The sequence below is a fragment of the Ligilactobacillus sp. LYQ139 genome (assembly GCF_045033025.1).
Lineage (GTDB): Bacteria > Bacillota > Bacilli > Lactobacillales > Lactobacillaceae > Ligilactobacillus.
Genome location: NZ_JBJFZW010000006.1, coordinates 78,923 through 100,963 on the forward strand (window position 1 = coordinate 78,923; position 22,041 = coordinate 100,963).

A 22,041-nucleotide genomic window follows, 5' to 3' on the forward strand; every position below is an offset into this window, starting at 1 on the left:
TGAAAACTCCCCAAAAAGCCAGTCTTAATCTTCCCGCTTCGCCCAGCGCCGAGCTAATCGCTGCTTCCGCCGCACTTCTTGGAAAAACTGCGTTAACCGAGCGGCACACTGCTCTTGCAGCACTCCCGGATATACCTCAGCTTGATGATTAAAACGGGAATCATTCAGCAAGTTCATCAGGGTGCCCGCCGCCCCTGCTTTCTTGTCTGACGCACCGTAGTAAACCCCCCGAATCCGGGAATTTATTATGGCTCCACAACACATCGGGCATGGCTCAAGGGTCACAAACAAATCACAATCAACCAGCCGCCAGCTGTCCAATGCCGCATTTGCCTCCTGAATTGCCATGATCTCAGCATGCATTGTCGCATCTTCACTGTGCTCACGGAGGTTATGGCCCCGACCGATAACCCGTCCATCCCGTACTACTACGCACCCAATCGGCACTTCCCCAATGGCAGCAGCTTTTTGGGCTTCATAGAGAGCTTCTTGCATGAACTTTGCCTGTTCATTTGCCATTAATGCCATTACCGCTCACTCCTTAACACGTAGTAGCCCTTTTGTTTCAAAACAACCTGGCAATTTCCAAACGTTGTTTCCATTAATTTCTTAGCTGACGGAGCTCCCTGTTTCTTCTGCAATACAACATATAACGCTCCCCCAGAAACAAGGTGATCAAATGCACCAGCCAAAATTTCATGAACAACCTTTTTCCCCGCCCGGACCGGCGGGTTAGTAACAACCAAATCGTAATCCGTTGCGGAAAGCATCGCATAACCATCCGACTGGCAAATCATTACGTTCTTCACATGATTTGCAGCGGCGTTCCGCCGGGCAAGCGCTAATGCCCGCTCGTTAACGTCACTCATTGTCACCCTGCTAGCAGGAAACCGCCGGGCAAGCGCAATCCCAAGCGGGCCATACCCACACCCTACATCGAGAACCTTACGGGGAGTAATCTCCGCTTGTTCGAGGGCCGTAAGTAAAGTACGACTACCATAATCAACGGTCCGCCGCGAGAACACCCCGCTATCAGTAATAAACCGTAAATTACTTCCTAATAAGGAAAACGAAAACGTCTGCTCATCATGTGCAGCCGTTGGTTGTGTTGAGTAGTAGTATTCCGTCACCTTCGGACACCCCGTCAGTAAATTTGATACTTTTATCATACGCTAAATCGCCCCCGTTAAGCAACAAAATCCAAGAATTATTCGCAGCCGTTATCCACCATATATCGGATTTTAATTGATTATTATCCACAATATCTTGTGTTCTAGCCTTGCTTTTTTCCGAAAACACGGTATACTAAGTTCACGTAAGTAAAAGAAGTGAAATGGTGATGATGATTATGAGCCTAACGGTATATACAAAAAACAACTGCATTCAGTGCAAAATGACCAAAAAATTTCTTAAGTCCCACGGTGTTTCCTTTGAGGAAAGAAATATTTCTGATCATCCAGAATACGTTGATTATCTTAAGGAACAGGGATTCCGAAGCGTCCCGGTCGTTGAACGTGATGCCGAACCCGTTGTTAACGGCTTTCGGCCAGACCTTCTCCAACAGGTCATTGCTGAATAATCACATAAGGCGTTTAAGATGCTACATTAAAAGCAAAGTTTAACTAATAAAGTGAACACGTTGTTGGTTCACTTTTTTTAAACTAGTAATTAACTAATAACCCAAAGAAAGTGGTGGAACCAGTGAGTTTATCTGCAATTGATCGCGACAAAGTAACGTATTACGACCTAAACAACCAGGTCAACATTCCCCTTAACGGAAAAATTCAACTTGAAAAGGATCATGATGCCCTCCAGGCGTTCCTTAAAGAAAACGTAGAACCCAACCTCAAACACTTTAATTCACTTGAAGAGCGGTTCGACTACCTTATAAAGAACGGTTACCTTGAAGAAACCTTCGTAAAGAAGTACAGCATGACTTTCATTAAGAAGTTATACGCCCAGCTTAATGCGGCTAACTTCCACTTCAAGTCATTTATGGCCGCCTACAAATTTTACAACCAGTACGCCATGAAGACGCTCGATAACGAGTATTACCTAGAAACAATTATTGATCGGATGGCAGCCAATGCTCTATACATGGCAAATGGCGATGAACAATTAGCCTGCGACCTTGCTGAAGAACTCGTTACCCAGCGGTACCAACCGGCTACCCCAACCTTTCTGAATGCTGGTCGGGCCCGGCGGGGGGAAATGGTTTCCTGCTTCCTTCTCCAAACCACCGATGACATGAATTCCATTGGGCGAACAATTAACTCCGCTTTAGAGCTTTCCCGAATTGGCGGCGGGGTGGGAATTTCCTTGAGTAATCTCCGGGGAGCTGGTGCGCCCATTAAAGGAATTGAAGGGGCCGCTTCCGGAGTAATTCCCGTAATGAAACTCCTTGAAGACAGCTTTTCCTACTCTAACCAATTGGGCCAACGGCAAGGTGCTGGAGTAGTTTACCTTAATGTTTTCCATCCTGACATCATGGCTTTCCTGGCAACAAAGAAAGAAAATGCCGACGAAAAGGTCCGGGTAAAGACTCTTTCTCTTGGGGTAGTCATTCCGGATAAATTCTACGAGTTAGCCGCAAAGGACGAGGACATGTACCTCTTCGATCCTTGGGGAGTTGAGCGAGCTTACGGCAAGCCGTTTGCCTACGTTGACATCACTAAGGAGTACGACAAGATGGTGGCTAATCCAGACATCCCTAAGAAGAAAATCCGTGCCCGGGAACTTGAAACCGAAATTAGTAAGCTCCAGCAGGAGTCTGGCTATCCGTACATCATGAACGTTGACGTGGCCAACCGGGCCAATCCGGTCAAGGGCAAGATCATCATGAGCAATCTGTGCTCAGAAATTATGCAGCCTCAAGAAATTTCCCGGATTAACAATAAGCAGGAATACACGGAAATGGGAACCGATGTTAGTTGTAACCTTGGATCCACCAACATTGTTAACCTAATGGCAAGCCCTGATTTCGGTAAGTCCGTTGAAACGATGGTTCGGGCGTTGACGTTTGTTACCGATAACGAAAACATTGACGTTGTTCCGTCCATCGATTACGGCAACAGCGTGGCCCACACAATCGGTCTGGGGGCAATGGGACTGCACGGCTACCTTGCCAAGAACCACATCTACTACGGTTCACCAGCAGCCATCGAGTTTACCAGCGTATACTTCATGCTGATCAACTACTGGACACTAGTTGCTTCCAATAAAATTGCCCGCGAACGGCAGGAGACGTTCAAAGACTTCGACCAAAGTCAGTACGCGGACGGCACTTACTTCGACAAATATCTTAGCCAGGACTGGGGTCCACAATCAGCGAAGGTTAAGGACCTCTTTAAGGGAATCTTTATTCCAACTAAGGACGATTGGGCTAAGTTAAAGGCGGTCGTAATGAAGGATGGGCTCTACCACCAAAATCGGATCGCCATCCCCCCAACGGGTTCTGTTTCATACGTTAACGACGCAACGGCAAGCCTTCAGCCAATCATTAATCTTGTAGAAGAACGCCAAGAAAACAAGACTGGAAAGGTATACTACCCGGCACCGTACCTTTCAAACGATACCCTTCCGTATTACCAGTCAGCCTACGACATTGATATGCGGAAAATGATTGACATGTATGCCGCTGCTCAGGAACACGTTGATCAGGGGATTAGCATGACGTTTTACATGCGCTCAACAATTCCGGAAGGACTATACCCGTGGAAAGATGGCCGTACCAACAAGATGACCACCCGGGACCTCAACATTCTCCGGAACTACGCCCACGCAAAGGGCTGCAAGTCCATCTACTACGTTCGGACATTTACCGATGATAACGGTGAGGTTAGTGTTAATGAATGTGAAAGTTGCACCATCTAGTAATTAGTAACCTTCTATTTAACAAATAGGCTGAGACATAGTTACGTCTCAGTCTTTTTTTACCACTTCCGCCACGATCGTTTCCTTCGCTTGAATTCATCCTTATTTTACGACTATACAGCAAAACCGGACGCCTTCCCACGGGATTGCGTCCGGTTATTTACTTACACCGTTAAAGTTCCTTCGCTAACTGCTTAATGTAGGACACCAACTCGTCCTTCACTTCAGGGTGCTTTAACCCGAACTGAATTGACGTTTTCAAGTAACCAAACTTGTACCCTACGTCAAACCGGTCACCCTTAAACTCGTGGGCAAAGACGCGCTGCACCTTATTCAACCGATCAATTGCATCGGTTAGCTGAATTTCGTTTCCAGCCCCCGGCTGCTGGGTTTCCAGCATGCCAAAGATTTCCGGCGTTAACAAGTACCGTCCAATAATTGCTAAGTCCGATGGGGCTTTCTCCACCGCCGGTTTTTCAACAAAGCGCCGAACATCATATAACCCTGGCTTCGTTTCAGCAGCCGGATCAATTACCCCGTACTTATCAACCTCCTCGTGCGGCACCTTCATTACGGCCAGCGTTGATGCATTTGTCTCTTCGTAGCGGTCCATCAGCTGTTTGGTCAACGGAACCTCATCTTTCATTAGGTCATCCCCGAGCATCACAACGAACGGTTCGTTCCCAACGAAATCCTTTGCCATTAAAACGGCGTCCCCTAAACCACGCGGGTGTGACTGCCGGATAAAGTAGATATTTAAGTCGGTTGTTTCCTCCAACAACTTCAACATCTTCGTCTTCCCTTTAGCTTTTAAGTTTTGTTCGAGTTCCGGAACAGAATCAAAGTGGTCTTCAATCGGCCGCTTATTCTTCCCCGTAACAATTAAAATATCTTCAATCCCGGACTTCCGGGCTTCCTCAACAATGTACTGAATCGTTGGCTTATCAACGATTGGCAACATTTCCTTTGGCATTGCTTTTGTCGCCGGTAAAAACCGGGTTCCTAATCCTGCTGCCGGAATAATTGCTTTTCTAACCTTCATAGTCAAATACCTCTTACCTTGAATTATTGGTATTCCCGTTAAATTCATATACAAGCACGAAGCGTATTTTACCAGTCTTACTGCAGAGTGGCAATAAAAAACAGGAAGTTTTGCTTAATCATTAGATTTAGCCCATAAATAATCATGATCCGTTACCGAATCTTGTGAGGTCAAGATCTTAGGCCCATCGTTAGTAATCGCAATCGTATGTTCGAACTGGCAGGAAATGCTTCCATCAGCCGTCCGAGCGGTCCAGCCGTTAGGGTCATCCATGATCGCTTTCCAGTTTCCCATGTTAACCATGGGCTCAATCGTAATTGTCATCCCGGGGCGGAGACGCACACCCTTCCCCGCAACCCCATAATGCGGAACATCTGGGCTTTCATGCATTGTTGGTCCAATCCCGTGGCCGATGAATTCACGTACATCGCCAAAACCATTTTCATCCTCAACATAGTGTTGAATTGCCGCTCCAATATCACCAATTCGGTTCCCCACCTGGGCCTGGTCAATTCCCAAATACAAGGCATCATGGGTTACCTGCATCAGCTTATCCAATTCTGGTGTCCTTTCCCCGACCACATAGCTCCAACACGAATCACTCATGGCTCCATGATAGTTAACCACCGTGTCAACCTTTACCAGGTCACCATCCTTTAAAATCAGGTCCTTACGCGGAAAGCCATGACAAATCTCATCGTTAACACTCACGCACGTTGCGTACTTGTAGCCCTCAAACCCAATCTGTTCAGCAATAGCATCGTGTTCTTTATAGTACCGGCGTGCCAGCTTTTCAATTTCCCAACTGGAAATACCCGGCGCAATTAACTTTTGGACTTCGTGATGAAATCCTGCAAGAATGGCACCAGACTTAGCCATTTCGTCAATCTCACGTTCTGACTTCAACGTAATCATGTTTTATCCAACCCTTCACATTGATAATTACCCCCATTATAAGCCTAATTTCAACCACCGCGAAATTTTTTATAAACGCCACCACCGTTTTTGTTATAATAAAAGGGGTAAATTTATTTCTAAAGGACGGTGAACCCTATGCAACCACGCGTTCAAATCGTTTACGCCACAATTACCGGAAACAACGAGGAAGTTGCCGGTGTAATCGCTGATGCCTTTGAGGACCTCGGCGCAGACGTTACGGTAACCGAAATTTCCCAAACGGATGTCAGTGTGTTTACATCAAGTGATATCTGCATTGTTTGTCCGTACACGTACGACGATGGAGCCCTTCCCGAAGAAGGACTAGACTTCTACGACGACCTAGCAACAACTGACCTTACCGGAAAACTTTTTGGTGTCGCAGGTTCGGGTGATACGTTTTACGGCGAATTCTTTTGCACGGCGGTTGAAAAATTTGATAAAGCCCTTGCGGCAACCGGTGCCCAACGGGGAAGCGCACCGGTTAAAATCAACCTGGCACCCGACAACGACGAAGCCATTAACCAACTCGACGCTCTTGCAGCCAATATCATGCATAAATTCACCGCAACCAATTAAATGAAAGGAACCAACACACGAAAATGACAAAGAAGCTTTCGATTGTTGTTCCGTGCTACTTCGAAGAGGAATCCGTTCCCCTCTTTTACGATGCTGTTCAACGCGTCGCGCCGGAACTTAAGAGCATTGAACTCGAATACTGGTTCGTTAACGATGGATCAACGGACGGAACCCTTTCTGAGATGCGCAAACTCCAGAAGAAAGATCCCCAACACGTTCACTATGCTTCGTTTTCCCGAAATTTTGGGAAGGAAGCCGCCCTCTACTGCGGTCTAAAACAAGCAACCGGTGATTACGTTGTCGTAATGGACGTTGACCTCCAGGATCCCCCAGAAATGCTGCCGATTATGCTTAAATACCTGGAAGATCCTAACGAAGATTACGACTGTGTCGGGACCCGCCGGTTAACACGTGAGGGAGAACCACCCGTCCGCTCTTTCTTTGCCCGGATGTTTTATAAACTGATTAATCAAATTTCAGATACTGAAATTGTTGATGGCGCCCGCGATTACCGGATGATGACCCGCCAGATGGTAGACGCCATCCTTTCGATGAGCGAATATAACCGGTTCTCCAAAGGAATTTTCAGCTGGGTCGGCTTTAACACAAAATACTTAGAGTACAAGAACCGGGAACGGGCTGCCGGAACAACGAGCTGGAACTTCTGGAAACTTTTCCAATACTCCATTGACGGCATCGTAAACTTCTCTCAGGTCCCCCTTGACATTGCCACGTTTATCGGGGCGCTAACCGCTTTTATTTCACTAATTGGCATCTTATGGATTATCATCACGAAGGTCTGTTTTGGTAATCCAACGGCGGGCTGGCCATCAATGGTTTGCATTATGCTTTTCATCGGCGGAATTCAGCTGTCCTGCCTGGGGATTGTCGGCAAGTACGTGGGCAAAATTTATGCTGAGGTTAAACGCCGACCGATCTACATTCTAAAAGAAAAGAAATAATCATACGTAATAACCCGCATACCGCTGAATCCCTCAGCGGTATGCGGGTTGTTTCCTGAATTATTACACACGGACGTCACCCCACGGCCCCGTCCATCTGATATTCAATTAACCGGTTTAATTCGACCGCATATTCCATTGGCAACTTCTTCGTAAACGGCGTTAAAAAGCCCATCACAATCATTTCGGTTGCCTGTTTTTCGGTAAGTCCCCGACTCATCAGATAAAACAACTGTGCCGCCGAAACCTTCGATACCTTCGCTTCATGCTCAATTTGGGCATCCGCTGCTTGCTGAACGGTGTTCACCGGTAAGGTATCACTTCCCGAATGATCATCTAAGATCAGCGTATCGCATTCTACGTGCGCAAATGCGCCCGTGGCCGCCGGTGTCATCCGGACTTCTCCGCGATAATCAGCATGTCCCCCATTCTTACACAATGACTTGGAAACAATCGTTGAGGACGTTTGCGGCGCACGGTGAATCATCCGGGCGCCTGTATCCGAAATAATGCCGTTTCCGTGAGAATCACTTCCCGCAAACGCAACCGACAGCATCGTTCCCCGGGCCCCAGGACCATCAAGGTAAACGCTCGGATATTTCATTGTGACCTTTGAACCTAGGTTGCCATCAACCCACTCCATTGTCGCTTGCTTAAGAGCCTGTGCGCGCTTCGTCTCCAAACTATAAACATTATCAGACCAATTTTGAATGGTGGTATACCGACAGGTCGCATGGGCCTTAACAAACACTTCAACCACGGCAGCGTGTAAGCTATCCGCCGAATAGTTAGGGGCAGTGCATCCCTCAACGTAGTTTACCTGTGCTCCCTTATCAACAATAATTAACGTTCGCTCAAACTGGCCCGAATTCCCAGCATTAATCCGAAAGTAACTTTGAAGCGGCACGGTACACCGGACATGCGGCGGAACGTAAATGAAGGTTCCGCCCGACCATACCGCCGAATTCAACGCCGCCATCTTATTATCATTTGGCGGAACAAGGGTGCCAAAATATTGCCGCACCAACTGAGGATACCGTTGAACCGCAGTATCCATCGCCATAAACACCACCCCCTGCTGAGCTAACTCTTCTTGCACGTGGTGGTATACCACTTCAGATTCATACTGGGCGGACGACCCCGCTAAATACTGTCGTTCCGCCTGGGGAACGCCCAGCCGCTCAAAGGTCTCCTTAATCTGCGCAGGAACGTCCTCCCACCGGCGAACCGGCCGGGAAGTATCCCGCCGAAAATAGTTAATCTTCTCGAAGTCTAACGCACTCAAGTCGGGGCCAAACTGCGGAAGCGACAATTTCTGGTACGTTGCGTACGCCTGCAAGCGAAACCGTAACATCCATTCCGGTTCGTGTTTTGCCGCAGAAATTTGCCGGATCACCGCTTCGTTTAATCCCTGACCGGTCGTTAAAATGGGGGTAACCTGATCCTTAAACCCGTACTGGGACTTCTTCTCACCTGGAACTGTTACTGTCAATGATTTGTTGCACCCCCTCACACGCTAATAACGCACACTTTACGCGTACAGGAAACCGAGCAACCCCGGTAAATGCCATTCCGTCACCAAGCTGGTCTTGTTCTTCGGCTGTTAGTACCCGCTTATGAGTTACTAATGCGGTAAATGCCCTGAGACGCGCCTGCGCTGCTTCAACCGGCTGACAATCCACAAGCTCACAAACAACTGCCGCAGCAGCCCGGGCAATCATGCACCCGTCTCCCGCGGTGATTGCTGCCACGGTAATACGGTTGTCACGCTGAGCAACTGCCACGGTAAACGCATCCCCACACGTTGGGTTTACCACGGTTTGTTTCACACTCCCCTCAAGCGGGTGAAACCACTGTGTATCCTGCGCTCGTTCGATAATTACCTGACCATATAATTCCGTTAACTCATCCCATTCCATGTTTTTTAAAAAACGCCTCCGTTCGTTCAACCTGCGTTATCAGTGCATCCACTTCCGCGGTGGTATTATAAAACGCCACGCTCGCCCGCACCGTCCCAGGCACGCCAAGATGGTCCATCAAGACCTGCGCACAGTGATGGCCCGCACGGACCGCTGTTCCCTGGGCGTCCAACACTGTGGCAACGTCGTGGGCATGCAGGGAACCAACGTTAAAGGCTACCACCCCATTACGTTGTTCTCCTGACACTGGGCCATACACCGTTACTTGCGGAAGTGCACGGAGTCCCGCTGCAAGACGAGCGGCTAACCGTTGTTCCCGGGCTTGAATGGTCGCAATTCCCTGCTGTTCCAGGTACCGAATAGCCTTTCCCAGCCCAATTACCCCCGCAATGTTCTGGGTGCCCCCCTCAAAACACCACGGGACCTCCTTAAAAGTCGTCTCATTGCGCGTTACTGCGCTAATCATTTCCCCGCCATATTCAAGGGGATGCATTCGTTCCAACACAGCGCGTTGTCCCCACAACACACCAATTCCGGTTGGTCCAAGCATCTTATGCCCCGAAAACGCAACGAAGTCTGCTCCCCATTTCTGCACGTCAACCGGCATGTGGCCAATCGCTTGGGCTGCATCCACAACAACAAGCGCCCCGACTTCATGGGCGGTCCGGGCGATTGCCGCCACCGGGTTAACGGTTCCCAACACGTTTGACGCTGCACTGACCGCTACTACACGGGTTCGCGTTGAAAGCTTTCGCTGAAAATCAACCCAATCCAAGGTCCCAGCTGTTGTTAATTCAACAAACCGAAGAACCGCTCCGGTTCGAGCAGCAAGAATCTGCCACGGCACTAGGTTACTGTGATGTTCCATCACCGTTACTAAAATTTCATCCTGGGGTTTTAGGGAAACCGCTCCACCAAATGCGGCCCAGTTCAACGCCTCGGTCGTTCCCTTCGTAAAGACAATCTCCCGGGCTGACGAAGCGTTAATTAAGCGGGCCACCTGCATACGAACCCCCTCGTACTCCGCCGTGGTGGCCGCCGCCCGGGCGTAACCCCCCCGGTGAACATTAACGTTTTCCTGGGTGTAATACTGGCGTAACGCCTGTAATACCGGCCACGGTTTCTGCGTGGTAGCAGCATTATCCAAGTAAATTAACGGGTGACCGTTCATCGTCTGGGTTAAAAATGGAAAATCCGCCCGGACCGTATTAATCGACTGCATCCGCTGCCACCTGCCTTTCAATCAGTGCCTGCAAGGTTTGGCGAAGCGTTGCATCCTTAACTTGATCAATTACCGGCCCGAGAAATCCCCGGGCAATCAACCGAACAATTTGCTGCCGCGACAAACCCCGACTCTGTAAATAAAAAAACTGGTTCGCCGCTAGCCGCCCAATACTGGCAGCATGGGCGGCCGTCACATCATCTTCATCAATTAAAAGCTGAGGATTTACGGTTCCCGTTCCCTGCGGGGTCATCAAGAGTACCTTACTTCGCTGGGTCATTGCCGCCTGGCGGGCTCCCGCAACAATTCGCCCCGTAGTATCAAAGTTCAGCCGGCCGCTCGTCAATACCACCCCGTACTGAGCAATGGTTGCCGTGGTGGCAGGAACTTGGTGCGTAATGCGTGCGGTAATTTGCTGCTGACTTAACCGCCCCGCCAATGCCGCTACGGATAATGCTACGTGGGCGCTTTCTCCTACCAAATCCGCCATGAGGGTTAGGTGATCCTGCCCAGTAGTAAGTTCACCAATCCTCCAGGTTACGCGCGCGGCCCGGGCGGCCCGAACATAGTCGATCCGCGTTTCGTTCGCGGCTCTTCCGGCATTAACTACCGTCCAATCAACGTGACTTGCGGGCTCCGCTGCGATAAAGGTAGAACCCCTTAAACCGTCCGCCTGGTGCACTTCACAGTACTTCACGTGACTTGCGGGTCCCGCAAGAATTATTGTTGCTCCGGTTCCCTGAATGGTCGCGGTTGCATTTTCCGGGATAATCACAACAGGTGTTGCCGGTGATAATTCACTAACAGCTTGTGGGGAAAGGGATGCTTGCAAAGTACGCCATTGCTTCTGAGCTACCCCCGTGAGGGTATTTATCCGCATTAGTTGTGCGGTCCCCGCTAGCACCAGAACCTTGGTAGTTTTCCGTGCTTGCGTGCCCATTTTTATACCCCCTCATCAACCAGTGGAATATCCAATCCAAGTTCATCCCGAACGCGTGTATACCCCTTTTGCTCTAGTTCAGTAGCAACGGTCACGTCCCCCGTTTTTACAATCCTTCCCCCCATCATTACGTGCACAAAATCCGGTTGAACATACGTTAATAACCGTTGATAATGGGTAATTAACAACCCAGCAAAGTGGGGGCCCCGCATTGCATTGATTCCCCGCGCTACCACCTTCAGCGCATCAATATCAAGGCCCGAATCAATCTCATCGAGCAATGCTACCGCGGGATTAAGCATCATTAACTGTAATAACTCCGCGCGTTTTTGTTCTCCTCCCGAAAATCCCACGTTAAGGTCACGACTGGCCATCTCTGCAGGCATATCCAGGAGGGCCAATGCCTGTTTTAATTTTTTCATATAATCTAGTAACTGAACTTTCCCGTCCTTTGCCCGAAGTGCCGCCCGGATTAGCGTGCTTAATGTCACTCCTGGAACGGCAACCGGGAGCTGCATTCCCATAAAAATTCCCAGGCGCGCCCGTTCATCAACGGGTAATCCAACAATGCTTTTTCCATCAAGGCGAATATCGCCGGCAACCACTTCATAACGGGGATCACCCATAATGGCTCCTGCCAGCGTTGATTTCCCCGTCCCGTTTGGTCCCATAATTGCGTGAACCTCCCCGGAACGAAGCGTCAGTGACACCCCGTGCAAGATAAGTTTTTTATCTACCGCTACCTTTAGGTTATCAACCGTTAACGTCGTCATTCCGATTACCCCCTACTTCTTCAAACCAGCCCACAAATGCACTTCACCAGTTGCAAGCGAAGCGGGCACGTCGATAATTCGCTGGTTTCTACTCCCTCGAAACTGCAACGTGAGGTCCTTTTCATCCTCTAGAAAACGACCGTCAACTAAAATGTCCAGCAGCGCTAACAATTCCAACTTATCGTCCGATTCCAGCATTAACTCGTCCCAGGTATACCCAGTCCATGACCAAATATCCTTGGCGTGGCCAAACCGTTGGCGAATGAGCCGTGCTAGCCGAAGCGTAATTTGCGTGTTTAGAAATGGTTCGCCTCCTAAAAAGGTGATTCCCTGAACGTACGGTTCGGCAAGGTCGGTCATGATCTGTTCCTCAAGGGCCTCGTCGTAGGGCTGCCCGTAATTAAAACTCTGTGCCGCCTTGTTGTAGCATCCCGGGCACATAAACTTACACCCGCTCACATATAAACTGCAACGTACTCCTTCACCGTCAACCATGTTAAACGGTTTATAGTCCGCCACTTTCATCTGGCTAAGATCATCTGCGAGCCACTCCTGGGGCCGCGGGTTATTCGGTTTACGGTTAATCATCCGTCACTCCTCCTCTTTTTACATCGCGTTGCTTACTTTGAGCATGGCTAGCCATTTCGTGAGCCATCGTTGGCGAAAGGTGCTTGACGCGGGCCGCAATTTCCTCATGCCGTCCGTGCACCATTGGCCGTTGGAGGGGATTTCCTAGGTACCCACACGTCCGCTTAACACAATCACACGTTTGCGGGTCGTGGTTTCCACAATCCGGGCACTGGAAGCCCCGCGCGGTCGCCGCAAATTCCCCCTCAAACCCACATTTATAGCACTTATCAATCGGAGTGTTAGTTCCCAAATAACCAATTTTGTCATACGACCAGTCCCACACCGCTTCAAGGGCTTTGGGATTTTGCCGGAGGTTCGGGTATTCACAATAGTGGATAAATCCAGCCGTTGCATAGTGCGGGTACTCCATTTCAAATGTCAACTTTTCAAACGGATTAGGATGCTTCCGGACATCATAGTGGAAGCTATTAGTGTAGTACTCTTTATCCGTAATATCCCGCACCTTCCCAAAACGTTGCGTATCAAGCCGACAAAACCGGTCAGTTAACGACTCACTCGGCGTCGAATACACGCTAAAATGATATCCTGATTCCTTAGCCCACCGCTTACAGTGTTCGTTGAGAACGCGTACGACCTGCACGGTAAACGCATGTGCCGTTTTATCATGTTCCCAGTTAGGACCGAAAAAGGCCGCCCCAACTTCATATAGTCCAATGTATCCCAGCGAAACCGTCGCGCGGTCGTGATTATAAAAGCGATCAACAGATTCCCCATCCTTGGCTTTCATTCCAAACGCACCATATTTGTATAAAATCGGCGCGTTTTCTGGCCGGGCATCATCGCGGATTCGCTTCACCCGCACCATGAGCGCCTCATGGGCAAGTTGTAGTCGGTCTTCTAGCATTGTCCAAAACAATTCCTGGTTCCCGTGGGCTTCCATGGCGATCCGGGGAAGGTTCAACGTCACCACCCCCATATTGGCACGGCCATCATTTACCTCCTGACCGTTTTCATCCGTCCACTTTGGAAGAAACGACCGGCATCCCATCGGCGACTTAAAATTACCGGTAATTGCCACAATCGGTGGATAATTAAGGATATCCGGATACATTCGTTTAATAGCACACTCAATCGCTAACTGCTTAATATCATAGTTAGGATCTTCCGGACGGTGGTTAACTCCATCCTTAATCGCAAAGAGAAGCTTCGGAAAGATGGCTGTCCGGTGGTTTTTCCCGAGTCCATCAATTCGCACTTGTAAAATGGCCCGTTGAATCTCCCGGCTTGCCCATGACGTCCCTAACCCGAACCCTACTGAGGTAAACGGTGTCTGCCCATTCGTGGTAAACAAGGTGTTAATTTCATATTCAAGCGACTGCATCGCATCATAAATATCCTTAACGGTCCGTTCCCGGGCATACTGCTCCTGGGATTTTTCTTCTGAAATATATTTTTGTGCAGTGTGCTGATGCTTAGCGTAATTCATCATTGCATATGGTGCTAACAACGTATCAATATGATCCACCGTACATCCGCCATACTGCTGACTAGCAACGCTGGCAATCACTTGAACGATTTGGGCGACCGCAGTTTGAATTGACTTGGGTTGCTCAACCTCCGCATTCCCAATCTTAAATCCGTCACGAAACATTGTTTCAAAATCAATTAAACAGCAGTTACTGTACGGTTCAAGTGGCGAATAGTCCAGGTCGTGAAAGTGAATAACTCCCTTTAAGTGGGCATGAGCAATGTGTGGCGGCATCATCGTTAGCCCTAACGTTTTTCCCACCGTTCCGGCGGTTAAATCCCGCCGGGTACTGAAAACGGTGCTATCCTTATTGGCATTTTCATGAATAATTGTTGGATCGCCCTTCACTAGGCGCTCTAACCGCGCGGTTGGATCAGTCTGCTTTGCGAACTCCTGCGCCCGGTGTTCCTTGTAGTCCAAATACCGCCGACGAGCTTCCATAAGGTGCAGCCGCTCGCAAGTTGCTAAAACCGCATCTTCTACCTGTTGAGCAGTCACCCTTTCCCCGGTTAATCGCGTCGCCGTCACTGCTGCGACCTTTTCGGGGTCTTCAACCCCTAGTGCCGTAAAAACCAACTCTACTTTATATTCCCGGAACGGATAGACCGCTCCGTCACGCTTAACAAATTGTTGTGGCATAGATTCTTCCCCTTTCGCTGTTGCTATTCCAATCAACAATCCCATCATAGCATTTAACACTACATGTTGTACATGATTAATTTATTAATACTATATGTTGTATAAAAGGGATGAACAAACGCACCAACTTAATACCAGTCATTTCCCCAATTATTTGGAGAATTTCCAAGCGTTAATTTATTTTTGACTATCCAAACCACCCTGTTTCTTTTTAAAAACTGTTCTTTCTGCCGAACTCGTCATTTTACGGTAAAATACAAGAGAATGGAGAGAGGAGCAATTACCATGCAGTTTTCGTTTGATCAAAAGAATAATCATCACCGGCTATACCTAAAATACACCGCGGCGTTCCTTATCGTCGCGCTCTTCGTGTACGGCACGTACCTCATCACGGGGCACTCATTTATCTGGTACATTGACGGGGCCAACCAACATCTTCCATTGTTAAAGGCCTACCGCCAAACACTCGCCCAGTTTATTTGCCACCCCCTCCACAATACGCAGTGGTCATGGAAGTTAGGGTTAGGGGCGGCCAAATTCCCCATCTTTGCTTATTACGATATTGGGGATATTTTCGCGTACCTTACCCTCCTCTTTCCGGTTAGTAAGATCGTATTTGCCTACCATCTCATCATCATTTTACGGCTATACTGTGTCGGGCTTGCCTTCTGCTTCTTTGCCCGCCACTTTAAGCTACTTCACACCCCAGCAATTATTACGGGGGCGCTCGTTTACACCTTTAATGCCTTTTTACTGTACGCCAACTGCGCCCAACCGTTCTTTGCAACACCGTTTATCATCTTTCCGCTTGTACTGCTAGCTATCGAACGGGTGTTACAGGGGAAAAGCTGCTGGCCTCTAATTGGCGCGTTCACTTGGATGCTCATTAGTAACTTCTACTTTGCCTACATGCTTGGCATTGGGGCATTTATTTACCTTGGATTACGAGTGCTGATTACCTACCGCCTCCGATTAAACTACCTGGTAGTGCTTGCTCGTCTGGTGGGGGCAACCATCACTAGCCTGCTATTAGCAGGCTTCATCCTTGTTCCCGAATTCCATGCAGTCCTTAACTCGACCCGTTCAGGCAGTCCGTTTGCTAACGGAATGCACGGATACCCGCCGTACTACTACCTGGCACTTCCTTCCCAGCTAATTAACGGGGGCAACCGGGATTTCTACTTCTGGACGGCACTTGGCTTTGCCAGCATCGCCCTCTTTGGAATTACCTACGTTCTTCGGCACATTAAACGCTACCCGATAATTGCAACCAGTATTTTGATTAGTGGTGGTATGCTGCTTCTCCCGTGCTTTGCAGCCTTTATGAACGCCTTTATGTCCCCGTCTAATCGCTGGACCTTAATGTTGTGCCTACCAGTGGCGCTCGCGTGTGCTATTCTTACCGAACGCCTGCCACACCTTTCGAGGGCAACTCTTAAACTCTTTACACTTGTTACTGTGGGTTATACAGGAATCATTTTTTTAGACTACCTCTTTGAAAATAACGAAATGCTGTTCATTCCGATGGTCTTTTTGTATGTCACCCTCCTAGCCTTATGGCTACTTCACCGGCATTCTCAAAACCACTCCCAGCACTGGCTGCTTGCTATTGTTCTCATCAACGTTCTCTTTAACGCAGTCTACTTTGAGGCCCCATACAACGGAGGATACTCCAAGGAAATGCTTCCCCTGGGAGCTTTCCAAAACCTGGAACAAAACAGCTACAACGGCCTGGCAGCCGGACTCACTGGCAAAACGGGGTACCGGGTTTCAACCCTAAGCCAGAACTATCAACTCGGTGCTGATTACACCATGTACAACAACCTTACTGCTCCGGTAAATCTCCTTAATTCGTACTATTCGATTCAAAACAAGTACGTCGGTCAGTTTGCCCAGCAAATGCAAAACACCCAGTACGAGGCTAATTACCCGCTCCAACAACTCGATGACCGGACAGCCCTCCTGGACTTTCTAAACGTTAAGTACCTATTCACTCAAATTGGAAACCCTAACGCCCAAAAAATCCCGGCTGGATTTGTCCTGGATAAAACAACCCAGAAAGTAACGAGCATTAATAACCAACCGGGAAATAGCCAGCAGACTCGTCGGTACAAGAACACAGCGGCCTTCCCGCTTCTTTACTGGCAAAAGCGGGCGTTAACACCCCGTCAAGCCAACAAGTTAAGCGGCACCCAACGGGAACGGGCCCTCGCTGCAGGGGTTATCGTCAGCAATGCCCGCGACGCAGCAAATCTCGCCCCTGTACGGCTAACTAATCTGACCATTTCTATTCCTTACCAATTGGTCTCGAGTCACGGAGTGCGGATTACTGGAAAAACCAAAATACTCCAACGACAGGACGCAAACGAATCATACACCATCGTGCTAAACCCCCGGGTTAAAGGTAAACAAAACAAACAACTTAAAAAGATCCAGAACTATGAACTACACCTTGAGTTTACAAACGTGCACTACACGCCAATGAATCTCCGCCAACAGGTTCGGATTGAAGCTCAAACAGAAAATAACGACCTAACTAGAGGTCCATTAGCTAAGAACGCGAAAATGGACTACTACCGTTACCTGCACTACCACGTCATCAACGGAACCCCCAACCACGGGTTTACCTTGAAGGTTGTAGGACCGTACGGAACGGAAAAACTATATCAACCAAAACGAACAATCTTATCATTCTATAAGATTGTTCGTGCGGGGACAATGAATCTCGGTTTTATCCAACATGGACTGCCACAAACGCTCACTCTCACTCCCTCAAAAATGGGAACGTACCGCTTTAAACTTCGCGTTGTGGCCGAACCCCTTGGAAAACAGTACTTTAATCAGGTAAAAACCGTTCAACGCCATGCTCTTAATAATATCCGGCTTAACGGAGATCATGTCACAGGAACGATTACCACTCCTCAAACCGGCATTCTTGCTTCGTCCATCCCATACTCTACGGGATGGCAGGCAAGTGATAACGGTCACCCGGTTAAGGTCTTACGGGTAAACACCGCTTTTGTTGGTTTGCGGCTTCCTAAAGGACATCACCAAATTGAACTATCCTACCGCGTGCCGGCCCTAAAGCTTGGGGCGTTCATTTCCCTAATAGGAATTATCGTAACGTTTACCGCTGCTAGTTTGACACTTTTTTCACGCCGGAAAAACGGATAAGCGAACTATTAAAATATATAATCCCGGTAAAATTCATTTTACCGGGATTTTTATCGTTTTTGATTGACTTTGTTACTAAAAAATGACCAAATTATTAACTATTTTTAAAGTTTTCTTTTGCTTCAAATTACAATGTTTACGCTATTTGATAAAAAAGCACGCAAAAAGCGTTAAGATAACGGTATTTATCCGTTCAGAAAATAACAAACTTATCTGGTTTAATGACATTTAAACCCCGAAACCACCTGTGGTATCATACCGTGCGGGAGGCAGAATTTTACAAAGGGAGAAGGTCTATGCTGACGATATTACATTTTATAATTCATCACATCCTACCCTGGATTATTCGGATGTGTGGATGGGTGTCAGCATTCGGAATTTCATATTATACAATTTGGGTTCTCGTCCTTGTAATCGGATCCTTGCGCGAGCCAAAACGGTCCGCCTTGGACTTTAGTATTACCGCCGGGTATCACTTGTATATTTTAATGCCGATGCTTAACGAAGCAGGAGTTGTCAACAGCACGCTCAGTAAGTTTCTCGAGAATACAACGACCATCAATCATATCACCCTACTTGTCATTGATGACGGCTCGGATGATGGAACAGGTGAGCTCATCAAGCAATTCATCGCGGAACACCACTGTGCGGCCAAGATCGGGCTTCTTCAACGTTTCAAACCCAACGCTCAAACCGGAAAAGGGAACGCCCTTAATTTTGGGTTGAACCGAATTAGGGAAATGGCTCAGAATAATCATGACCACGTTATCGTTGGTGTCCTTGATGCGGACGCGGTTATGCAGGAAGCGGATTTTAAAAACGTAATGTTAGAATACGCGATAAATCCTGAGTTAGCTTTACTCCAGACGAAGGTGCGGATGCTCCAAGTCAGTAACTGGCTTGAATTAATGCAGGATATTGAGTTTGCAACCGTTAATGACTGGATACAGCGGGTCCGGAATATTATCGGTAATGCGGCGGCATCGGGAAACGGCCAGTTTGTACGCCTCTCCTCGATGGACGATAAACAAAATCCTTGGGGAAATGCTCTTCTCGAGGACTTCGAGTTTAGTACAAACTTCCTCCTTAAGGGGAAACGAACAAAGTACTGCCCGGACATTGTTGTTTATCAAGAGGCAGTTGATAAAACACGGCCGTTTATCCGCCAACGCTCACGGTGGGTTCAAGGTGGATTGGATTGTGTCCAAAAATACTTTGCCCCCGTAGTAAAGTCCCGTGAACTTGGCTTTTGGGCAAAGTTTGAAATGGTGTTTTTCATGATGCTTCCGTTTTTTACAGTCGCGGTTGGTTTTTCTAACTTTGTCGACTTGGGATACGCATGTTACCATTTTATGCGCTTTATCGGACTCTTTATTTTCTTAGTTAGCATTGCTGCTTTTCTCTCGTGCTACATGGCAGTTAAGTACGCACTCCATGATTGTCGGGTGACCCTCAAACTAATAATCATTTGTGGCACCATGGTTATTTACAACATCATTCTCTTCCCTGCAATTTTGATCGCATTCTATCGTAAAGCGACGGGTGCATCAACTTGGATTAAAACCACGCACGGTGTTCAAACATCGTAACGCTCATCATAAGAAAGGAGTTCTTCAAATGAAGAATAGTAGTAAATTAGTTACCGCGCTTGCTACGGTTGGTCTAGGAGTTTCTCTAGGCTTTGGCTTTAGCAAGGCACAAAATGTTCACGCCGATGTTGTAACGACAGCTCACACAACGGTTGTTGCTCCCAACGCTTCAACCGCTGCTAACGGTGCAACCGCAGGAATTGCTGGCACGGCTACCACAGCGTCAACCACTGGCAAGGCCTGCGCTGTCGTTACAGCCCCAACCGCTGGGACGGCCGGCACGGCTGCTACCGCACCAACCGCTGGTATGGCCGGCACGGCTGCTACCGCACCAACCGCTGGTATGGCCGGCACAGCTGCTACGGCTCCAACTGCTGGCACGGCCGGCACGGCTGCTACGGCTCCAACTGCTGGCACGGCCGGCACAGCTGCTACGGCTCCAACTGCTGGCACGGCCGGCACAGCTGCTACGGCTCCAACTGCTGGCACGGCCGGCACAGCTGCTACGGCTCCAACTGCTGGCACGGCCGGCACGGCTGCTACAGCTCCAACTGCTGGCACGGCCGGCACGGCTGCTACAGCTCCAACTGCACCGACTGCACCAACTGCACCAACTGCACCAACTGCACCAACTGCACCAACTGCACCAACGAAAAAGCCAGCAACCCAACCGGTTCACTCCGACCACAGTTGCAACAACGGCCCGTCAATCATTATTTGGTGGTGGGACGACGACACTTGCAACGATACCTGGTGGACATGTTCTGACACGACTACCATCACTTGGTGGGCATGTTCTGATACAACCGTATGGTTCTTTTAATTAAATGTGATTAAACGGAAAGCCGCTGATTCCGTTTAAAACAAACAAGGCTGGGACATAAGTCCCAGCCTTGTTGTTATTTCTAATAAATAATCTGACAAAAACCAAACGGACGAAGCAAAAACCAGCCATCAAATCTTGCTGTTCCTTCCTACCCTACTGCCCAAACTCAGCCGGCCGCTTGCCGCCGTTAAAGTAGAATTGAATAGCAGCTAAAATCCGCTCGGTAGCATGACCGTCCCCGTAAGGATTCCGAGCGGTTGCCATTTTCTGGTAAGCGGCGGTATTAGTCAGAAGATCAATCATCGCATCCGTAACTGCTGCTGTTTCCGTTCCAACTAACCGCAGTGTCCCGGCCTGAACCCCTTCTGGCCGTTCAGTTACATCCCGGAGAACTAATACCGGTTTCTTTAGGGCCGGAGCCTCCTCTTGCACACCACCCGAATCAGTCATAATAAAGTAACTCTGTGCAGCCAGGTTATGGAAATCAACCACCTCAAGCGGTTCAATTAGGTGGACCCGTTCCAGCCCGTTAAAGACCTTGTGAGCCACTTCCTGAACCGCTGGGTTAAGGTGTACTGGATAAACAACCTCAACATCGGAATGCGTTTCAACAACGTGCCGAATTGCCTTGAAGACCCGCTCCATTGGCGCTCCTTGGTTTTCGCGCCGATGCATTGTTAGTAGAATCAACCGGTGATCCTCCGGAATTACCGGTAACCCTGCAACCTGATACCCCGTCCGCACGGTATGCTGCAAGGCATCAATGGCCGTATTCCCCGTAATGTAAATGTTTTTTTCCGGGTGATTTTCTTTAAGGAGATTTTCCTTACTTAATTGTGTAGGAGCAAAGTACAAGTCACTAATATCATCCGTCATCTGCCGATTTAATTCTTCCGGGTATGGTGCGTTCTTGTCCCATGTCCGCAAGCCCGCTTCCACGTGACCTACTGCAACGTGGTGGTAGAAACCCGCAAGACTTGCAGCTAACGTCGTAGTCGTGTCTCCGTGAACCAGCATAATGTCCGGCTGTTCCTTTTCAAGGATTGGCCCCATCCCTTGCAAAACGTTCGTGGTCACGTCCGTTAAGGTTTGGCGCTGATGCATCACGTTCAAGTCATAATCCGGCGTAATGTTAAACGTCGCCAACACTTGATCAAGCATTTCCCGGTGCTGGGCTGTTACCACTGTTACCGGAATAAACTCGGCAGACCGTTGTTGGAGGGCTAGTACGATTGGGGCCATCTTAATTGCCTCCGGTCGGGTTCCAAAAACCGTCATTACTTTAACTTGCTTCATCCCTAAAACTCCCTTTTTAAAAGCAAAGGGACAGTCTTCCCAACCATCCCGTTGCATAAATCTTTATTAATGCGTCCGATCGGAATTGAACCGATGACCTACCGCTTAGGAGGCGGTTGCTCTATCCTGCTGAGCTACGGGCGCATACTAAC

The 22,041-nt window shown here is 48.6% G+C and carries 19 protein-coding genes and 1 tRNA gene; 7 read left to right on the forward strand and 13 right to left on the reverse strand.

Going from position 1 to position 22,041, the window contains the following annotated elements; all coding sequences use genetic code 11:
- Positions 1-24: 24 nt before the first annotated feature.
- Positions 25-528 (reverse strand): tRNA adenosine(34) deaminase TadA, encoded by a 504-nt coding sequence (gene tadA, locus ACI3E1_RS06500; RefSeq protein ID WP_405024851.1) that lies wholly within the window; start codon positions 526-528, stop codon positions 25-27.
- Positions 528-1,130, reverse strand: a complete 603-nt coding sequence (locus tag ACI3E1_RS06505; protein WP_405024877.1) for a class I SAM-dependent methyltransferase — start codon at positions 1,128-1,130, stop codon at positions 528-530. The genes tadA and ACI3E1_RS06505 overlap by 1 nt, the downstream gene beginning before the upstream one ends.
- A gap of 218 nt (positions 1,131-1,348) precedes the next feature.
- Here ACI3E1_RS06505 and nrdH point away from each other — a divergent pair, with 218 nt between their 5' ends.
- Both nrdH and nrdE read left to right on the forward strand, forming a co-directional pair.
- Positions 1,349-1,579 (forward strand): glutaredoxin-like protein NrdH, encoded by a 231-nt coding sequence (gene nrdH, locus ACI3E1_RS06510; protein WP_405024878.1) that lies wholly within the window; start codon positions 1,349-1,351, stop codon positions 1,577-1,579.
- A gap of 122 nt (positions 1,580-1,701) precedes the next feature.
- Positions 1,702-3,873 carry a class 1b ribonucleoside-diphosphate reductase subunit alpha gene (gene nrdE / locus ACI3E1_RS06515; protein WP_405024852.1) on the forward strand — a complete coding sequence of 724 codons (2,172 nt, stop codon included), beginning with the start codon at positions 1,702-1,704 and terminating at the stop codon, positions 3,871-3,873.
- A gap of 172 nt (positions 3,874-4,045) precedes the next feature.
- On the opposite strand, the gene galU is transcribed toward nrdE, so the two are convergent.
- Positions 4,046-4,915 carry a UTP--glucose-1-phosphate uridylyltransferase GalU gene (galU, locus tag ACI3E1_RS06520; protein WP_405024853.1) on the reverse strand — a complete coding sequence of 290 codons (870 nt, stop codon included), beginning with the start codon at positions 4,913-4,915 and terminating at the stop codon, positions 4,046-4,048.
- Between the two features lie 114 nt (positions 4,916-5,029).
- Positions 5,030-5,830, reverse strand: a complete 801-nt coding sequence (gene map / locus ACI3E1_RS06525) for a type I methionyl aminopeptidase (protein ID WP_405024854.1) — start codon at positions 5,828-5,830, stop codon at positions 5,030-5,032.
- Positions 5,831-5,968: 138 nt separating this feature from the next.
- Between map and ACI3E1_RS06530 the strand changes: the two genes are divergently transcribed.
- Positions 5,969-6,430, forward strand: coding sequence for a flavodoxin (locus tag ACI3E1_RS06530; protein WP_405024855.1), 462 nt, complete (start codon positions 5,969-5,971; stop codon positions 6,428-6,430).
- 23 nt (positions 6,431-6,453) lie between these two features.
- Entirely contained in the window at positions 6,454-7,392 is a 939-nt protein-coding gene (locus ACI3E1_RS06535) for a glycosyltransferase family 2 protein (RefSeq protein ID WP_405024856.1), read from the forward strand.
- A gap of 76 nt (positions 7,393-7,468) precedes the next feature.
- Here ACI3E1_RS06535 and sufB read toward each other — a convergent pair whose 3' ends face one another.
- Genes sufB through nrdD form a run of 7 tightly spaced genes read right to left on the reverse strand, consistent with a single transcriptional unit; the run spans position 7,469 to position 15,004 of the window.
- Complete coding sequence (gene sufB, locus ACI3E1_RS06540; RefSeq protein WP_405024857.1) at positions 7,469-8,884, reverse strand: Fe-S cluster assembly protein SufB; 1,416 nt, start codon at positions 8,882-8,884, stop codon at positions 7,469-7,471.
- Entirely contained in the window at positions 8,862-9,311 is a 450-nt protein-coding gene (sufU, locus tag ACI3E1_RS06545; RefSeq protein ID WP_405024858.1) for a Fe-S cluster assembly sulfur transfer protein SufU, read from the reverse strand. The genes sufB and sufU overlap by 23 nt, the downstream gene beginning before the upstream one ends.
- Positions 9,298-10,533 (reverse strand): aminotransferase class V-fold PLP-dependent enzyme, encoded by a 1,236-nt coding sequence (locus ACI3E1_RS06550; protein ID WP_405024859.1) that lies wholly within the window; start codon positions 10,531-10,533, stop codon positions 9,298-9,300. The genes sufU and ACI3E1_RS06550 overlap by 14 nt, the downstream gene beginning before the upstream one ends.
- Positions 10,520-11,473, reverse strand: coding sequence for a SufD family Fe-S cluster assembly protein (locus tag ACI3E1_RS06555; RefSeq protein ID WP_405024860.1), 954 nt, complete (start codon positions 11,471-11,473; stop codon positions 10,520-10,522). Before ACI3E1_RS06555 ends, ACI3E1_RS06550 begins: the two co-directional genes overlap by 14 nt.
- Before the next feature lie 2 nt (positions 11,474-11,475).
- A complete protein-coding gene (gene sufC / locus ACI3E1_RS06560; protein WP_405024861.1) occupies positions 11,476-12,246 on the reverse strand; it encodes a Fe-S cluster assembly ATPase SufC in 771 nt (256 codons plus the stop codon).
- A 12-nt stretch (positions 12,247-12,258) separates the two neighbouring features.
- A complete protein-coding gene (gene nrdG, locus ACI3E1_RS06565) occupies positions 12,259-12,834 on the reverse strand; it encodes an anaerobic ribonucleoside-triphosphate reductase activating protein (protein WP_405024862.1) in 576 nt (191 codons plus the stop codon).
- Entirely contained in the window at positions 12,827-15,004 is a 2,178-nt protein-coding gene (nrdD, locus tag ACI3E1_RS06570) for an anaerobic ribonucleoside-triphosphate reductase (protein WP_405024863.1), read from the reverse strand. The genes nrdG and nrdD overlap by 8 nt, the downstream gene beginning before the upstream one ends.
- A 285-nt stretch (positions 15,005-15,289) precedes the next feature.
- Here nrdD and ACI3E1_RS06575 point away from each other — a divergent pair, with 285 nt between their 5' ends.
- The 3 genes from ACI3E1_RS06575 to ACI3E1_RS06585 all read left to right on the forward strand — a co-directional run bounded on the left by ACI3E1_RS06575 (position 15,290) and on the right by ACI3E1_RS06585 (position 20,590).
- Positions 15,290-18,178, forward strand: a complete 2,889-nt coding sequence (locus tag ACI3E1_RS06575) for a YfhO family protein (protein ID WP_405024864.1) — start codon at positions 15,290-15,292, stop codon at positions 18,176-18,178.
- Between the two features lie 362 nt (positions 18,179-18,540).
- Entirely contained in the window at positions 18,541-19,767 is a 1,227-nt protein-coding gene (locus ACI3E1_RS06580; protein WP_405024865.1) for a glycosyltransferase family 2 protein, read from the forward strand.
- Positions 19,768-19,795: 28 nt separating this feature from the next.
- On the forward strand, positions 19,796-20,590 hold the full coding sequence (locus ACI3E1_RS06585; RefSeq protein WP_405024866.1) for a hypothetical protein: 795 nt from the start codon (positions 19,796-19,798) through the stop codon (positions 20,588-20,590).
- A gap of 156 nt (positions 20,591-20,746) precedes the next feature.
- Here the strand turns inward: ACI3E1_RS06585 and wecB are convergent, their stop codons facing one another.
- On the reverse strand, positions 20,747-21,889 hold the full coding sequence (gene wecB / locus ACI3E1_RS06590; protein ID WP_405024867.1) for a non-hydrolyzing UDP-N-acetylglucosamine 2-epimerase: 1,143 nt from the start codon (positions 21,887-21,889) through the stop codon (positions 20,747-20,749).
- Between the two features lie 70 nt (positions 21,890-21,959).
- A tRNA-Arg gene (locus tag ACI3E1_RS06595) sits at positions 21,960-22,033 on the reverse strand.
- Positions 22,034-22,041 lie beyond the last annotated feature (8 nt).

Excerpts from the sequence above, each read along its gene's own strand:
- tadA (WP_405024851.1), bottom strand. The coding sequence starts at position 528 with ATGGCATTAATGGCAAATGAACAGGCAAAGTTCATGCAAGAAGCTCTC.
- nrdH (WP_405024878.1), top strand. The coding sequence starts at position 1,349 with ATGAGCCTAACGGTATATACAAAAAACAACTGCATTCAGTGCAAAATG.
- galU (WP_405024853.1), bottom strand. The coding sequence starts at position 4,915 with ATGAAGGTTAGAAAAGCAATTATTCCGGCAGCAGGATTAGGAACCCGG.
- map (WP_405024854.1), bottom strand. The coding sequence starts at position 5,830 with ATGATTACGTTGAAGTCAGAACGTGAGATTGACGAAATGGCTAAGTCT.
- ACI3E1_RS06530 (WP_405024855.1), top strand. The coding sequence starts at position 5,969 with ATGCAACCACGCGTTCAAATCGTTTACGCCACAATTACCGGAAACAAC.
- ACI3E1_RS06535 (WP_405024856.1), top strand. The coding sequence starts at position 6,454 with ATGACAAAGAAGCTTTCGATTGTTGTTCCGTGCTACTTCGAAGAGGAA.
- sufU (WP_405024858.1), bottom strand. The coding sequence starts at position 9,311 with ATGGAATGGGATGAGTTAACGGAATTATATGGTCAGGTAATTATCGAA.
- ACI3E1_RS06550 (WP_405024859.1), bottom strand. The coding sequence starts at position 10,533 with ATGCAGTCGATTAATACGGTCCGGGCGGATTTTCCATTTTTAACCCAG.
- ACI3E1_RS06555 (WP_405024860.1), bottom strand. The coding sequence starts at position 11,473 with ATGGGCACGCAAGCACGGAAAACTACCAAGGTTCTGGTGCTAGCGGGG.
- sufC (WP_405024861.1), bottom strand. The coding sequence starts at position 12,246 with ATGACGACGTTAACGGTTGATAACCTAAAGGTAGCGGTAGATAAAAAA.
- nrdG (WP_405024862.1), bottom strand. The coding sequence starts at position 12,834 with ATGATTAACCGTAAACCGAATAACCCGCGGCCCCAGGAGTGGCTCGCA.
- nrdD (WP_405024863.1), bottom strand. The coding sequence starts at position 15,004 with ATGCCACAACAATTTGTTAAGCGTGACGGAGCGGTCTATCCGTTCCGG.
- ACI3E1_RS06575 (WP_405024864.1), top strand. The coding sequence starts at position 15,290 with ATGCAGTTTTCGTTTGATCAAAAGAATAATCATCACCGGCTATACCTA.
- ACI3E1_RS06585 (WP_405024866.1), top strand. The coding sequence starts at position 19,796 with ATGAAGAATAGTAGTAAATTAGTTACCGCGCTTGCTACGGTTGGTCTA.
- wecB (WP_405024867.1), bottom strand. The coding sequence starts at position 21,889 with ATGAAGCAAGTTAAAGTAATGACGGTTTTTGGAACCCGACCGGAGGCA.